At 40.8% G+C, this 15,971-nt stretch carries 15 protein-coding genes and 3 tRNA genes; 14 read left to right on the top strand and 4 right to left on the bottom strand.

Going from position 1 to position 15,971, the window contains the following annotated elements:
* The first annotated feature begins 99 nt into the window (after positions 1-99).
* The 8 genes from dinG (at position 100) to BM378_RS18960 (ending at position 6,233) form a co-directional block, all read left to right on the top strand.
* Positions 100-2,175 (top strand): ATP-dependent DNA helicase DinG, encoded by a 2,076-nt coding sequence (gene dinG / locus BM378_RS18995; RefSeq protein ID WP_074989793.1) that lies wholly within the window; start codon positions 100-102, stop codon positions 2,173-2,175.
* On the top strand, positions 2,175-2,951 hold the full coding sequence (locus tag BM378_RS18990) for a TSUP family transporter (protein WP_036969465.1): 777 nt from the start codon (positions 2,175-2,177) through the stop codon (positions 2,949-2,951). Before dinG ends, BM378_RS18990 begins: the two co-directional genes overlap by 1 nt.
* Positions 2,952-3,560, top strand: a complete 609-nt coding sequence (locus BM378_RS18985) for a primosomal replication protein (protein WP_036969469.1) — start codon at positions 2,952-2,954, stop codon at positions 3,558-3,560.
* Positions 3,557-4,450 (top strand): histone deacetylase family protein, encoded by an 894-nt coding sequence (locus BM378_RS18980; RefSeq protein ID WP_177222596.1) that lies wholly within the window; start codon positions 3,557-3,559, stop codon positions 4,448-4,450. Before BM378_RS18985 ends, BM378_RS18980 begins: the two co-directional genes overlap by 4 nt.
* A gap of 45 nt (positions 4,451-4,495) precedes the next feature.
* Complete coding sequence (locus tag BM378_RS18975) at positions 4,496-4,774, top strand: late competence development ComFB family protein (RefSeq protein ID WP_065978833.1); 279 nt, start codon at positions 4,496-4,498, stop codon at positions 4,772-4,774.
* Positions 4,764-4,922, top strand: coding sequence for a DUF2496 domain-containing protein (locus BM378_RS18970; RefSeq protein WP_074989791.1), 159 nt, complete (start codon positions 4,764-4,766; stop codon positions 4,920-4,922). Before BM378_RS18975 ends, BM378_RS18970 begins: the two co-directional genes overlap by 11 nt.
* A gap of 107 nt (positions 4,923-5,029) precedes the next feature.
* Positions 5,030-5,917 (top strand): DMT family transporter, encoded by an 888-nt coding sequence (locus tag BM378_RS18965; RefSeq protein ID WP_074989790.1) that lies wholly within the window; start codon positions 5,030-5,032, stop codon positions 5,915-5,917.
* A 73-nt stretch (positions 5,918-5,990) separates the two neighbouring features.
* The gene (locus tag BM378_RS18960; protein WP_036969480.1) at positions 5,991-6,233 is read left to right on the top strand and encodes a hypothetical protein; all 243 of its coding nucleotides are present in this window, start codon (positions 5,991-5,993) and stop codon (positions 6,231-6,233) included.
* A gap of 5 nt (positions 6,234-6,238) precedes the next feature.
* Here BM378_RS18960 and BM378_RS18955 read toward each other — a convergent pair whose 3' ends face one another.
* The 4 genes from BM378_RS18955 to BM378_RS18940 are packed head-to-tail and all read right to left on the bottom strand — an operon-like array spanning position 6,239 to position 11,203.
* A complete protein-coding gene (locus BM378_RS18955) occupies positions 6,239-6,898 on the bottom strand; it encodes a tRNA (adenine(22)-N(1))-methyltransferase (RefSeq protein WP_074989789.1) in 660 nt (219 codons plus the stop codon).
* Positions 6,898-7,827 carry a class I SAM-dependent methyltransferase gene (locus BM378_RS18950; protein ID WP_074989788.1) on the bottom strand — a complete coding sequence of 310 codons (930 nt, stop codon included), beginning with the start codon at positions 7,825-7,827 and terminating at the stop codon, positions 6,898-6,900. The genes BM378_RS18955 and BM378_RS18950 overlap by 1 nt, the downstream gene beginning before the upstream one ends.
* Positions 7,828-7,832: 5 nt before the next feature.
* Positions 7,833-9,827 (bottom strand): excinuclease ABC subunit UvrB, encoded by a 1,995-nt coding sequence (gene uvrB / locus BM378_RS18945; RefSeq protein ID WP_036969486.1) that lies wholly within the window; start codon positions 9,825-9,827, stop codon positions 7,833-7,835.
* Positions 9,824-11,203 (bottom strand): MATE family efflux transporter, encoded by a 1,380-nt coding sequence (locus BM378_RS18940; protein WP_074989787.1) that lies wholly within the window; start codon positions 11,201-11,203, stop codon positions 9,824-9,826. Before BM378_RS18940 ends, uvrB begins: the two co-directional genes overlap by 4 nt.
* Positions 11,204-12,257: 1,054 nt before the next feature.
* Between BM378_RS18940 and BM378_RS18935 the strand changes: the two genes are divergently transcribed.
* From BM378_RS18935 to rsxB, 6 genes are all read left to right on the top strand, one after another.
* Positions 12,258-12,334, top strand: a tRNA-Asn gene (locus BM378_RS18935).
* A gap of 21 nt (positions 12,335-12,355) precedes the next feature.
* A tRNA-Asn gene (locus BM378_RS18930) sits at positions 12,356-12,432 on the top strand.
* 19 nt (positions 12,433-12,451) lie between these two features.
* Positions 12,452-12,528: transfer RNA gene (locus BM378_RS18925), tRNA-Asn, on the top strand.
* Between the two features lie 184 nt (positions 12,529-12,712).
* Positions 12,713-14,656, top strand: coding sequence for an EAL domain-containing protein (locus BM378_RS18920; protein WP_036969491.1), 1,944 nt, complete (start codon positions 12,713-12,715; stop codon positions 14,654-14,656).
* A gap of 169 nt (positions 14,657-14,825) precedes the next feature.
* Complete coding sequence (gene rsxA / locus BM378_RS18915) at positions 14,826-15,407, top strand: electron transport complex subunit RsxA (protein ID WP_036969494.1); 582 nt, start codon at positions 14,826-14,828, stop codon at positions 15,405-15,407.
* A 1-nt stretch (position 15,408) separates the two neighbouring features.
* Positions 15,409-15,963: an electron transport complex subunit RsxB gene (gene rsxB / locus BM378_RS18910; RefSeq protein WP_036969496.1), complete on the top strand. Its 555-nt coding sequence runs from the start codon at positions 15,409-15,411 to the stop codon at positions 15,961-15,963.
* Positions 15,964-15,971 lie beyond the last annotated feature (8 nt).

Raw genomic sequence — 15,971 nt, 5'->3', positions numbered from 1 at the left:
TGCTAATCAACAAATTTACTAACAAGTCGCTTGTAGTTACTCAGTTAACTCTCTAAAATTAATTACTGTAATTATATACATACTTTAGGTTATCTGGGCATGCTTTCTGACTCATTAAAAAAAACTATTCGGCAAATTCATAAGCATGTAGCTGATAATCTCACTGATTACCGCCCACGAAGTAGTCAAAACTACTTAGTTGCTGAAATAGCCAAAACACTGGCGGGTGAATACCATAAAAGCCAACGTATCTGTGTTATAGAAGCCGGCACAGGCACGGGTAAATCGTTAGCGTATTGTTTAGGTGCGCTGCCACTCGCTATGGCAAAAAAGAAAAAGCTGGTTATTTCAACGGCGACCGTTGCCCTGCAAGAACAGCTAATTAATAAAGAGCTGCCTTTTTTCAAAGAGCATTCAGGCCTCGATATCAAGTTTGATCTTGTTAAAGGCCGACAACGATATATTTGCGCACAAAAGCTCAGCAACGCGGTCAATGGCGATAGCCAAACCCAAATGGAGTTCATGCCCACACTTTCTTCTCCCTTAAGTGATATGGAAACAAAGTGTTTAAAACAGCTGTACGATGCGTATTCAAAAAAGCAATGGCAAGGCGATCGCGATAGCTGGGCCGACACAATTCCCGATAAAGTATGGGGCCTTATTGCTTGCGATAAGCACTCATGCCAACGACAAATGCGTGCTCATCAATTATGTCCATTTCATATGGCGCGCCAGCGGTTAATGCAGATGGATGTGCTTGTTATCAACCACTCATTATTGCTTGCCGATCTTGATTTAGGCGGCGGAAAAATACTGCCTGAACCCGATAACACCATTTATGTTATTGATGAGGCGCATCACTTAGCCCATATCACTCGCGACTTTTCATCTGCCGCAGCGACCATCAAAGGCACGATAGAGTGGCTTGATAAACTGGTAAAATTTGCAGGCAAAATGGCCAACGTTTTGGTAGGCCAAAAGGCCATTGGGCAAAATTTTAAACTGAGCGACAGTATTAATGATGCGGCTAAAAACTTAAAAGTGGTGCGCGACATACTCGACAATGCCAACTTTAATTACAACAGTGATGATACCTATCGCTTTGAGCACGGTGAAATCCCAGCCTCGTTACATGCCAAAGCAAAAGACATTAGCGACGCAACGCTTGATGCTCTGCGTGCCTTGAATAAAATGCATGACACGCTCGTACAAGATGTGAGTGATGGCGATATAAAACCCTATGTTGCCGACCCTATTTTAGGGGAAAGTGGTCACTACATAAATCGTTTGGAATTATTAAATAAATTATGGTTTAGTTATGCCACAAAGGGTGAAGGTATTCCCCATGCACGCTGGATTAAACGTTTAGAATATAAAAATCATCATGATCATTTACTCAGTGATTGCCCAATTGAAGTTGGTTATTACTTAAAAGATAAACTTTGGAATCAATGCGCGGGAGCCGTACTTTGCTCTGCAACTTTAACCGCACTAGGGTCATTTGACCACTTTGCTTACGAGTGTGGCCTTGCCAAAGAAGAGGGTGTTAAATATATCAAAGTGCCGTCACCTTTTGATTACCCCAAACAAGCTATATTACATATTCCGAACACACTTATAGAACCGACAGACAAAGCATTTAGTGATCATTTAGCCGAAAAGTTACCAAGTTACCTTGATGATAAAAAAGCAAATTTAGTGCTTTTTGCCTCATATTGGCAAATGGACCATGTGGTCAAAGCACTTAGAACGAAAGGGATAGATGTCTTAGTTCAAGGTGAAATGTCGCGCGAGGCTTTACTCAAAAAACACAAAGCTAATGTCGATTTAGGGAGGGCAAGTTATTTATTTGGTACACAAAGCTTATCAGAAGGGCTCGATTTACCGGGTAAATACCTAGAAAACCTCGTCATTACTAAAATTCCTTTTGCGGTGCCAACTTCACCGATAGAAGAAGCACAGGCCGAGTTTGTGCAAAGTAAAGGGGGCAATCCATTTTTATCAATCACAGTTCCTGATGCAGCAAAGAAATTAGTTCAAAGCTGTGGTAGACTGCTTCGCAAAGAAAACGATCAAGGTCGCATTACCATTCTTGATCGCCGTTTAGTGACCAAGCGATATGGCAAAGCCATGCTCGATACCTTGCCACCTTTTAAAAGACAAATTGATTATTAATGTTTGAACTAGCTTTAGAACCAACCACATGGGCATTACTTTGCGCTGTCGCGCTGGCCGCTGGATTTATTGATGCCATTGCTGGCGGTGGAGGTATGCTTACCGTCCCCGCGTTACTGACAGCCGGACTTCCTCCCCATCTTACGCTTGGCACCAATAAATTGGCAGCCAGTTTTGGCTCATTAACAGCCAGTGTCACCTACTTTCGTAAGAAGTTATTTAGCCCTCGTTTTTGGGCTGCATCCATAATAGCAACAGCAATAGGGGCATTAATTGGTACGTTGGTTGTTGATTATTTAAGTATCGATTTTTTAAATAAATTGCTCCCTGTGGTAATCATTTTGGTTGCCTGTTACAGCTTATTTGGCAGCCTAAGCACAACAGAGCATAATGAATTACCAACACTTGATACTAAAACAAAGATTAAACAATGGTTACAAGGTTTAGGACTTGGCTTTTTTGATGGTCTTGCAGGCCCCGGTACCGGCACGTTTTGGACGGCTTCAAATAGTCTATTATATAAAATGAGCTTATTGCTTAACTGCGGCCTTGCTCGGTCAATGAACTTTGTCTCAAACTTTATTTCATTGATTACCTTTGTCGCATTAGGCCATGTTAATTTTTTATTAGGCATCACAATGGGCTTATTTTTAATGCTAGGCGCATGGCTAGGTGCGCATTCTGCGATTAAATTTGGTGGTAAAATGATACGCCCTGTCTTTAATACCGTGGTCATTATTTTGGCATTAAAGCTAATTTATGAGGCTTACTTATAAATGCATTCCCCTGCTTTTGATAAACTATGTGAACAAATTGCTCGGCTGAAACATCAAGCCACACAATTCGATCAGAGCAATTTATTTGCTAAAAACCGCTACATGCAAGCGCAACCAAGTTTATTTGATAGAGGGGTGTTTACAACAAAAAGTATGAAGCTTGCTGACTACGTGAGTGAAATTGAAGACGAGTTAAAAAGTTTACCCCCGGCAGAGCATCGCCACGCGTATCAATATGCCTTAGAGCGGATAACTCAGCAGGTACAAGCCGTCTTCAATGTAATAAAGTCGACTCCTGTTTGGGCAAAAGAAAATAAATACAGTTTTAAGCCTAAAACCAAACCTCAGGTATACAAACAAGCCGTACAAAAAATGATGCAATCGTCGCATGAACTGTATGACGAACTGAAACAGAACCATGAGTTTGAACGTCGTTTAGTACTGATGATCGAAGAAAGAAAACTCAAACTAGACGCAGCCAGCGCAGCAAAAGCAGCAGAAATAAATCAAGAGATACTAGCATTGCATGCACGCTTAGGAAGGTGTCGTAAAGCAATTTCTGCCACCGAAGACAAAATTCAACAGGTCGAAAAACAGCAGCTTAGATAATGTTTTACTATCATCCCAGTTATTCTGCGCTTAATTTACCCGCACGGCATCGCTTCCCTATTCAGAAGTACAGCTTACTAAAACAAAAATTAAGTACCTTTATAAACGACGATAAGTTTATTACACCTAATAAAGCCACAACAGCACAATTAGCGTTGTGTCACGACCCGGCTTACATTAATGCATTTTTAAATGGGACACTTGAGGAAAAAGCCATTAAGAAAATGGGCTTTCCTTGGTCAAACGAATTAGTTGAACGCACCTTACTTTCTGTCGGTGCAAGTATAAATGGCGCTGAATTCGCATTGCAGCACGGTGCCGCTTTTAATCTAGGCGGCGGTTATCATCACGCCTTTAGTGATCACGGAAGTGGTTTTTGTATTTTTAACGATTTAGCGATTGCTGCAAACCACTTAATAAACGAAGGGCTGGCTGACACTGTTCTGATTTTCGATTGTGATGTACACCAAGGAGATGGCACCGCAGAAATTGTAAGCCATCACGAACAAGTGATTAGCTGCTCAATTCATTGTGAGCAAAATTTTCCGCGCATCAAGCAACACTCTCACTACGACTTCGCACTTGAGCATGGCACCACTGACCAACACTACCTTGAAACAGTAAAACAAGCATTCCAACTAACCGTTCGACTTCATCAACCCGATATCATTTTATATAACGCCGGCGCAGATATCGCTAGCGACGATGAGTTAGGGCATTTTTTTGTTAGCCTTGATGGGGTATACCAACGTGATCACTTCATATTAAGCCAAGCAAAAGCGCAGCAAATTCCTATTTTTTCGGCTTTGGGTGGGGGCTATCAACGAAATATAAATCGCTTAGTTAATGTTCATTCTCAGCTTTTTAGAGCTGCTGTCGATTTATTTTAAAGCTTGGTATACACTGAAATGACTATCACTTTGGATTCAAACTGTATGAAATTGCATGATGATATTCATAACTATTATGAAAAACTGGTTGTCGAAGATATAGCGCAACGAGAGTTAGATTCCGTATACAATGACGATGTGATGGCCGATTTATGCTGCACAGTACTCAACCAGCTTCCCGCTCGTTACATTCGCTACGATGTCGATATGGAGTTCTATTTACCGCACAGTGAGCGAATGCTAATGGAACAACAAGTACAAACGGCTATCGATGTTGCAATCAGCCAGGTTGCAAAGAAAAAGGAATTACAGAATGGACAATGAATTAGAAGCCGCTCCTAATTATATTAAAGTGGCTGTCGACCTTATTATGCTCTTAGAACAAAACGAAGTCCCTGCAGAGGATGTGCTCGCAGCATTAGAAATAGTCAAATCAGATTACGAAAAAAAACGTGTGAAACCTGCTGAATAGAGGCCTTCTATTCAGTGCTTACTCTACACTTACAAGCCCGAATAAGGCGAGTTTATCAGGCAGTATCTGGTATGCTCGTGCTTTACTATTTTGAATGATTCATCATTATGCCAATACACAGCTTACTGCGCTTATTTTTTCTTGCCGCTATTTGGGGCGCATCATTCTTGTTTATGCGTATGGCGGCCTCAAGTTTAGGGCCTGCCGTTTTAATTGAACTACGCGTAGGGTTTGCCGCCTTAACACTCTGTGCCTTTGCCGTGTATTTTAATAAAAAGCTTGCTTTTTTTACCTACAAAAAGCACTTTTTTATTACTGGTGCACTCAATTCTGCGATTCCTTTTTTATTATTTGCGTTTGCCGCACAAACTATTAATGCCTCGACATTAGCGATTTTAAATTCAACAACCCCCATTTGGGGAGCCATTGTTGGCATAATTTGGAGTAAATCGACACCGAGTAAAAGTATGATACTGGGACTCTTACTCGGTCTCATTGGGGTTGCTATCCTAGTTAGACAAAACAGCCTAACTATCAACACCGCCACAGTAACAGCAATTATTGCATCCCGGTGTGCCTCACTTAGTTATGCTATTGCCTCGCATTACACCAAACACGCCCCCAAACTGTCAGCTTTCGATAATGCGCATGGCAGTATGTGGGCCGCAAGTATGCTCGTATTACCATTGATTTTTGTGATGCCAATAAGAGAAATGCCAAGTCAAACCGTAATGGCGGGTGTTATTGCTCTGGGTATTGTGTGTACTGCAGTGGCGTATATTCTCTTTTTTCGTCTAATTGACGAGATTGGTCCAACCTCTGCGCTCACCGTTACCTTCTTAATTCCTTTGTTTGGCATTATATGGGGCAACCTGATACTCGACGAAGAAATAGGGCCAAATACGTTACTTGGCGCTCTGTGTGTTATTGCTGGCACCATGCTTGTGACTGGGTTTATTCGTATAAAATCGCTTTTTAAACGACATACCTTGTAACAGAATCCCCTTTGCTTTTTAAAATCCAGTCTATACTCTATTGGATAAAGATACTGATAAAAGGAGAATTATGATGTCAGGCACTACGATGGTGGTATTAATTGTACTGATCTCGGTTGGTTCAGGCGTTATCTTCGATATGTATAAAAAACATTTAGAATTTAAATCGCGCACCCTAAAAGACAATAAAGAAGCGAATGAACAAGTTGCAGCGGTTACCGCTGAGCTTCTTGAGTTAAAACAACGCGTACAGACCCTCGAAGCCATAGTCACAGACTCAAGTTACAGCGTAAAACAAGAGATTAACAAGCTTTAAAACAATTAGGTTCGCATTAAGCGAGTATACTCATCAAGCACTTGCTGATAATAATCAGCATCTTGGTTTAGCATGCGTTGGTAATGTGCACATAGTTGCCCTAAGTAAGCTTGGTGATCCTTATTCGTTAATTGCCACATCCCCTGTCCTACTCGCGTTATTGGCGTTTTAGCCGATGCGCTCACGAACATTAACTCATAAAAGCGTCTATTTTCAGAAATAAGGTGCTCGGCGACTAAACCAAAATCTAATGACTGTAGGTGGCTGCGTACTTTATAGCTATGGTGCACAGGACAAACTATAAAATCGATGTGAGCAAGATGATTGTGAGCCTGAATCTGCGAAATAAACTGACACACTAAATCTCCCCCAACTCCTGCAATAATCACGAGATGACGTTTTTGGGGTGTTAAAGAAATAGTGGCCACATCTTGGCAATGTACCTGCCAATGTCCGCGTTGTTCTTCAGTTGAAAAACGCGCCAGTGTCTGTTGGAGTGACTGCATCAACTCAGGCACGATATCTACAAAGTGGATTTGATCGGCTCTATTATCTTTGAGTAACTGCATGCCTAAAAAGCCATGATCGCAGCAGCAGTCCCAAATCTCATCATACTCATTTGGGACCATTTGCGCGATCGCTGATAAACGCTTACTTAACGCCATTACTGTGTGGTTTTATAAACAAGCGCTTTTAAGCTTCTATCGCTGTCTACTTCAATAAAACCAGCGGTAGGCGCTAAACGTTCAACGAATGTAATTGCACCTTCTGTGTGCTCTGCAATCAGTGCTTTAAATGCTTGTTCAGACATTTCAGGGCTATTGGCACACAACAATAAAAGGGTGTTTTCGTTGAGCAGCTCAGGCAAACGGCGCAATATTTTTTGATAATCTTTCGTCAAAATAAAGCTGCCTTTTTGAAAGCTGGGCGGATCGACAATAATCAACTCATAAGGTGCTGACTTTTTAAGCTTACCAAATGATTTTAAAATATCATGAGGCAAGTAACTAACACCCCGTGTAAACCCATTAAGTTGGTGATTTTGTTTACCTGTTCTGAGCACGCCTTTATTCATATCCATATTAATGACTTGCTCAGCCCCCCCTTGCATTGCCGCAACGGAGAATCCGCAAGTATATGAAAATAAATTCAGTACTTTAGCCCCCTGACTATGAGCCTGTACAAACTCACGGCCACGACGCATATCAGGAAAAATACCGGTATTTTGCCTGCTCAATAAATCGACTCTAAATTTTATGTCATTTTCTTGAACAACATGCTCGTCAGGAAGTTCGCCGTGTACCACGCTATTAATCGTATTTATACCGCTACGCTGTTGATACACCAACGCAGTAATTAATTCTGGGGCATTATTTTGCGCCCATTGCCAAAGTACTTCAGTGAGTTGACCTAGTTGATCGTCAGGGATGCTCTCATACGACACTAAAAATAATGCCGGAGGGTAAAAATCAACATTAATATGGCTTAATTCAGCCACACTGTGGCCGCGGCCATGAAAAATACGGCAAAGTTCGTTAGCCGAAAGTGGCGCATCTGCTAACGCAGTTAAAATGGCTGAAAAATCGTTTGTCATAGTACTTAATTTATTAGCTGTTGTTGTAATTCATGTATTTCGTCACGCACTGAGGCTGCTTTCTCAAACTCCAGATCACTTGCGTACGCGTGCATTTTAGTCTCCAGTGCTTTAATTTGACTGGCAATCTCTTTAGCGCTTAGCACTTTTTTAGATTCTTTACGGACCAATCGAAGGTTATCTTTAGGGCCAGCCTCTTCACCAACATCCATAATATCCGTGATACTTTTCACTAACGCTTGCGGTACAATTCCATGTTCTGCGTTATGAGCTTGCTGTTTTTCACGACGACGATCAGTTTCATCAATAGCCTGACGCATTGAATTCGTTATACGATCACCGTACAGAATTGCTTTACCATTTAAATGACGAGCAGCGCGCCCTATTGTTTGTAATAAAGAACGCGTCGAACGTAAAAAGCCTTCTTTATCAGCATCGAGTATCGCAACAAGTGAAACCTCTGGCATATCAAGGCCTTCTCGTAATAAGTTAATACCCACTAACACATCGAAAACACCAGCGCGCAAATCACGTATAATCTCAACTCGCTCAACTGTGTCGATGTCAGAATGCAAATAACGAACTTTTACATCATGATCATTTAAGTAATCCGTTAAGTCTTCTGCCATACGTTTTGTTAAGGTCGTCACTAAGACACGCTCATTTACCTCAACTCGTTTGTAAATTTCAGACAATAAGTCATCAACCTGAGTACCCACAGGGCGCACTTCAATTTCAGGGTCTACTAAGCCTGTAGGACGAATAACTTGTTCAGCCACTTCACCTGCTGAGCGCGTTAGCTCAAATTCGCCTGGCGTTGCCGATACATAAATCGTTTGCGGTGCAATTGCTTCGAACTCTTCAAATCTAAGTGGCCGATTATCCAATGCCGAAGGAAGACGAAATCCATATTCAACTAAGTTCTCTTTTCGACTACGGTCACCTTTGTACATTGCACCAATTTGCGATACGGTCACATGCGACTCATCGATGATCATCAAGGCATCATCAGGTAAATAGTCAAGCAATGTAGGCGGCGGATCGCCCGGAGTACGCCCCGATAAATAACGGCTGTAGTTCTCAATACCAGAGCAATAACCAAGCTCGGTCATCATTTCTATATCGTATTGTGTTCGCTGTGCAATACGTTGCTCTTCGACAAGTTTATTTGCGCTAAGCAACTGAGCTCTGCGATCTTTTAACTCGACCTTAATATTCTCAATCGCATCAAGAATTTTCTCACGGGGTGTCACATAGTGTGTTTTTGGGTAAATAGTCGCGCGCACAATGTGCTTTTCAACAGCCCCTGTTAATGGATCAAAGATACTTAAACGCTCAATTTCATCATCAAACATTTCCACACGCACCGCGTATGTATCTGACTCAGCAGGGAAAATATCAACCACTTCACCGCGCACACGGTACGTACCACGACTAAATTCAATGTCATTACGCGTATATTGCAACTCGGCTAAGCGACGAAGCATATCACGCTGGTCGACAGTTTCGCCTACTTTGAGTAACAACATCATCTTCATGTACGAGTCAGGATCGCCCAAACCGTAAATAGCCGAAACAGATGCAACAATAATTGTGTCACGGCGTTCAAGTAACGCTTTGGTTGCACTTAAGCGCATTTGCTCAATATGCTCGTTAATAGAGGCATCTTTTTCTATAAATGTGTCACTGGCAACAACATACGCTTCAGGCTGATAGTAATCATAATATGACACGAAATATTCAACCGCATTATGAGGGAAAAACTCTTTCATCTCTCCATATAACTGCGCTGCAAGCGTCTTATTATGCGCCATGATAATCGTTGGCCGATTTAGATCATGGATTATATTTGCCATGGTAAAGGTTTTACCCGTCCCTGTAGCACCTAACAATGTTTGATGAGCAAGCCCTGCTTCAAGGCCCTCAGATAATTGAGCAATGGCCGTGGGTTGGTCACCACTTGGTTTAAATTTTGAAACCAGTTGAAAATGATCACTCATAAATGACACTCCTTCATCGCCGTTGTGCTTAATGCATTTACTTCTTTTATAAACCACTTATAAGCCACAAAAGCCGTAAACAAATTACCCACAGCTGCGCCTATAAACAAGCCTGTTAACCCTGCAATTTCACTCCCGACATAAGCAATTGGCACATAAAAGACAAATAAACGAATGATACTTAAAATCAGCGCATTCATTGGCTTATGTAAAGCATTAAATGAAGAGTTAGAGAGAATTATCACACCTTGCAAACCGTAACTTAATGGCAAGATATAAATGAAAAGTTTAATGACATCAATAACCGCCTGCTCTTTACCAAAGACATGCGCAATAAAACTAGAGGTCAAAAGCAACAGTAAATAAATGCCGAATTGCCAAATCATCACAAACTTCAACGTAGTAATATACGCTTCTTTTACACGGCCTAACTTTCCGGCTCCAAAGTTTTGACTGACAAACGGTGGCAATGTCATCGACAATGCTAAAACCACTAAACTGGCTATTGACTCAATTCGGCTACCCACACCAAATGCAGCGACGGCTTCAGGGCCATGCTTAGCCACTAACGCCGTCATCACAGCCATTGCAATGGGTGTCAACATGTTCGCCCCTGCTGCAGGTAAACCTATTTTTAAAATTTTTCTTATTGCCCCAATAATCGTTTGTTGGCCAGCGTACAAGCTCAACAAACCATTTTTAATTGCCAGTATATAAAGAATAATCACCACCGCGAAAGACCATGCAATTACACTGGCAATGGCAGCGCCTTGAATACCCAATGCCGGTATTGGGCCCAAACCAAAAATTAAAATCGGATCTAACACGGCATTAATGAGACCCGCGCCCCCCATTACTAAACTCGGCGTTTTTGTATCGCCACTTGCGCGCAAAACAGAATTACCAACCATCGGGGTAATCAAAAATACACTGCCTAAAAACCACACACTCATATAGTCGTGTATTAGCGGAAGTACTTGCTGCCCAGCTCCCAACAATTCAAAAATAGGGTTAATAAATACATACCCAATAACAGACAAGCAAAACACCAAAACCACAGAAATGAGTAAAGCAATACTGGCATCAAACCGAGCTTCATCTAATTTGTCACTCCCTAATGCTTTCGCAATTACCGCTGAAGTGCCAATACCGAGGCCAATGGCAAGACTAATAACCGTAAAGGTTACAGGAAAAGTAAAGCTCACTGCTGCAAGGGGTTCTGTACCAAGTAGACTAATAAAGAAAGTATCAACTAGGTTAAACATCATTAAGGTGATCATCCCGAAGATCATAGGGATAGTCATTTTTTTCAACGTTGGCAGGATTGGAGAGTTTAAAAGATCAGGTTTAGATTTGCTCTGCGACGTCACGGTCATGGGAATACTTTGCCTCTTTTACTGAGCTGATAAGTTTAAAGCATCCTCGCCTTGCAAGCCACGGTTAATTTTAAACAAAGAAAACTGTCACTTTTGAGGCTTTAACATAAAAACAACCACGAACATCGTTAAAAAACAAAATAAGAACATCATTAATAGCATTGTTACAATAAAATGGCAGTAACCGCTGCTTTTTTACACAACAAACCGTGTCATTTTATCGTCACGAATAACATTACTTATCAATTCAGCGTCGCTTCAGATACAAAACTTAACTGTTTGATTTTAAATAAGTAAAAAAAATATAATTAAATGCTTGAAATTGCTGCAGCGCCCTAAAATTCTAGCGCCATAGCTGTTCTTAAAGTTTAATAAACAGAGTTATCCACAGAAACCGTGGATAACTCTCTGAAAGCCGCAATTATAAAGGCTTTTGAGCTCAGTATTTATCGCAACCTATGAAAATCACGCAAGTGTCTTGTTTTAACCCTTTTGTTAGATTCTTTTAAAGAATGCCTAATTATTGTTCACACTCACCATGCAAATAAATATGACAATTCAAAATAAAGTGGCTAAAAAACAGCCTAACACACTGATAAAAAACACTTAAACCACTCTCTTATCTGTCTTTACATTCACAATTCAGGATCAATTAATGCCGTATTTAACGTTTTTTCTCAACCGACAGACCGATTTGAGACCTCTAAAATGGAAGAATTTAATGCGCAAATAAAAATGATTAGATTAAATTTTTATAGCGAGAATAAAATCTGAGATAAATGACAATTTCCTCTCTTATAAGCCAAAATTCTATACAACGAATACTTTTGACTAATTTATAATATTGCTCGTGGTCAAAAAGCATGCAAAAAATCACATGATCCAACATGAAATTTTACTTTAACCGCGAAAACATCTGTGTTTTTCAGCTACATTTTGTTCAGATCGAACATAAAAACATCGAATACACTTCTTTTTTGAATTTATGAAGTTTTTATGTTGACACTTTGCAATGCTGTCATTAATATTTCGCCCCGTTGAAAGGCATGACGCTTCCCCCTTAGCTCAGTTGGTTAGAGCGACGGACTGTTAATCCGCAGGTCCCCCGTTCGAGTCGGGGAGGGGGAGCCAAGTTTTTCGACCATAAACGTTTCCCCCTTAGCTCAGTTGGTTAGAGCGACGGACTGTTAATCCGCAGGTCCCCCGTTCGAGTCGGGGAGGGGGAGCCAAGTTTCTGTTTTTTATTGTTCCCCCTTAGCTCAGTTGGTTAGAGCGACGGACTGTTAATCCGCAGGTCCCCCGTTCGAGTCGGGGAGGGGGAGCCAACTTCCAGAATATATTAGACTTTTATCATCTTTCACATTCTGCGAATCTATTAGACTTTCTGCCTTATATATTCTAATCTATCCTGAGTTATTTCTTTTTTGCTATTTAAATAGAATTCACTGTACTTAAAGCAATCAATCAGGGAATTGATTCTTCCTTTTAGGCTTTTATAAGATAAAAAACATGGCAGGCTTTAAAAAACTAATATTTGTTCAACTTATTTCTTGGCTACTATTTGCATTGCTCGGTGGGTATTTTATTGCACTGGGGTTTGACAACGCAGTTAGCGATGCTCAGAAAAAAGCGCAATTCGTAGTGAATACTTACATAAATAGTTTAACGATGGACGAGCTTGCGCCTGAAAAAATACAAAAAGCGCTTGCCGACGGCACTACTTTCTCTAAATTTATAATACGAGATCAAGCAGGTAACCTCGTTACCATGGTTGAATCGCCACAGCCCCTGCCCCTCTTTGCAGATATTGTAAATACGAGCTTTAATTCGATTCGCCCACAATTTGCTGTTAACCAAGCTTCTGACATAAAAGTTGAATTCACAATCAACGCAAACAATCTGGCAAACCTGCTACAACAGTCCATGTTTATTGTCATTTTAGTCTCAGGCTTAATTGCTTTGTTGCCTATTATATATATGCAAAGCATGTTCAGACGCTTAAACCGAAAAGTGAGCACCACCATTGCAGATATCATCGATATCTATATCAATCAAAATCAGGTTAATGGCGATCTTGAACAAGCAATGGACACAACACGCTTGAAAAAGCTTAGTAAAGATTTAATACCTACTTTCAATCGTCTTTCGCACTTTTTACAAACCAAGCATGATGATATTGAAAACAATGCAATGAGCATTAAGCAAGAAGCGTATAAAGATGTCATTACAAATCTTGGTAATCGTAATATGTTCGTCGAATACTACGAGAAAAACATCGAAAATGCCGATAAAAGCACCTTTGGCTCTTTAGCTATGGTGCGTTGTAGTGAGCTACAAGCAATAAACCAAACTCGCGGTTATCAAAAAGGCGATGAATACGTAAAAGGTGTTGCCGATATTATTAAACATATCAGTGGTACTTACACCAATAGCCAAGTATTTCGGGTAAACAGTTCAGACTTTGCTGTTATTTTACCTAATACTCCCCTAAAAGAAGCTGAACGATTCGGTGATAACTTACAATCGCGTTTTACGCAGTATCAGCAGAACCAAGAATTAAGTTCAGTAGCAAATACAGGCATAGTTGGGTACGAAAAAGGCAAACCTTTAGGCGAACTACTGTCGATTGTTGATAACGCTATGAGCATGGCACAATCTAAGCAAGCAAATGCATGGCATGTTCAACGCGAAACAGATTTAGTAAACAATGTGAGTGCTGGCTTTGGTAATCAAAACTGGCGCAAAGTGATAAACGAAGTGATCGAGTCAAAGCGTGTTCACTTAGTTATGCAAAATATCATGCCAATTGGTAAAAGCATCAAAGCCTATGCCGAAATTCAAGTGCGCTTTAAAACAGCCGAAAATCAAATGCTTCCTACGGCGTCTTTTTTAGCGATGGCCGAAAAACTCGGTATGGCAATGGAAATTGATCGATTAATAATCGACACCACCCTTGAAAAAGTGAAGACACGCAACTTCTCACAAAAGTTTTTTGGTATAAATGTCACAGCATCCAGTGCGCATAATGATCAGTTTCTTATTTGGTTAGAACGCCGTTTGTTAAAAGATAACAATATTGCCACTAAATTAATTTTTGAAGTCAGCGAATTTGGTCTTCAACAAAATATAAAAGCAAGTAAGCGTTTTATTGATATGGTTCATCGTGTCGGTGCGCGTGTGACTGTTGAACGCTTTGGTGTAGGCTTAACTTCATTTAAATTCTTCAGAGACTTGAAGCCTGACTTTATTAAAATGGATGCAAGCTATACCCGCGGCCTTGAAGATGATAAAAACAATCAATATTTTATGCGCTTGATGGTAGATCTTGCTCACCGGATTGGGGTTAATGTTTTTGCCGAAGGTGTAGAGAGCCAGGAAGAGAAACACATTATCGAAACCCTTTGCTTAGATGGCGTGCAGGGTTATTACATAGAAAAACCAAAAGACATCTAAGATCTACGCCAATAAGACCTAATAAACCGACTGTTTATCAGGTCTTTAACGTAACTTTAACACTTCAAATACAAACAGCTTTGTTAATTTAAGCTAATCGCCTCGCATGTGTTGTGTCAGCCTCCAGAAAAAAGGATAATGACGTTGTTTTTATTCTCGTGAGGCACGCATGACAGAGTATGTCTTGTTACTGATTGGTACCGTACTAGTCAACAACTTCGTTTTAGTTCAGTTTTTAGGTTTATGCCCGTTTATGGGTGTATCAGGTAAACTCGACACTGCTATTGGTATGTCTTTAGCGACAACCTTTGTGCTAACACTCGCCTCTGTTACCAGCTATCTGGTGAATCACTATATTTTGATTCCACTCGATATCGCATTTTTACGCACCATGAGCTTTATTTTGGTGATTGCTGTCGTTGTGCAATTTACTGAGATGGTTGTTAGAAAAACCAGTCCAACTTTGTATCGTTTGCTCGGTATATTCTTGCCTCTGATCACAACAAATTGTGCAGTGTTAGGTGTTGCCCTTCTTAATATCAAAGAAGACCATTCATTCTTACAATCAGCCGTGTATGGTTTTGGCGCAGCAGTTGGTTTTTCAATGGTGTTAATTCTTTTTGCCGCATTACGCGAACGTTTAGCTGTTGCAGACGTTCCTTCACCATTTAAAGGTGCATCGATTGCGATGATCACCGCAGGTCTGATGTCGATGGCCTTTATGGGTTTTACAGGATTAGTGAAGTTTTAATATGACCTTGTTTTATGCCTTAATTGCGCTAGGTTCATTAGCGCTAATATTTGGTTTGATTTTAGGATTTGCTGCCGTACGTTTTCGGGTAGAAAGCAACCCTATCGTTGATCAAATTGACACCATATTGCCACAAACTCAATGTGGACAATGTGGCTACCCTGGTTGTCGCCCTTACGCAGAGGCGATAGCGAATGGTGACGAAATAAATAAATGCCCGCCGGGCGGCGAAGCCACGGTAAAAAAACTGGCTGATTTAATGGGGGTTGAAGCAAAACCTCTTGCTGGCGGCGAACAAGCAGAGCCAGTAAAAACCGTTGCATACATTCGAGAAGACGAATGTATTGGCTGTACTAAATGTATCCAAGCCTGCCCTGTTGATGCCATTGTTGGTGCGACCCGTCAAATGCATACCGTACTCATTGACGAATGCACTGGCTGTGATTTATGTGTTGAACCTTGCCCAGTTGACTGTATTGATATGCTGCCTGTAAAAGAAACCAAACAAACTTGGAAATGGCAATTAAATGCAATCCCTGTGACTCAGGTAGATTAGGAGCGCAG

It is taken from the genome of Pseudoalteromonas lipolytica (assembly GCF_900116435.1).
GTDB lineage: Bacteria > Pseudomonadota > Gammaproteobacteria > Enterobacterales > Alteromonadaceae > Pseudoalteromonas > Pseudoalteromonas lipolytica.
Note: the sequence above shows the minus strand (reverse complement) of the source record. Positions and strands in the feature narration are given on the sequence as shown.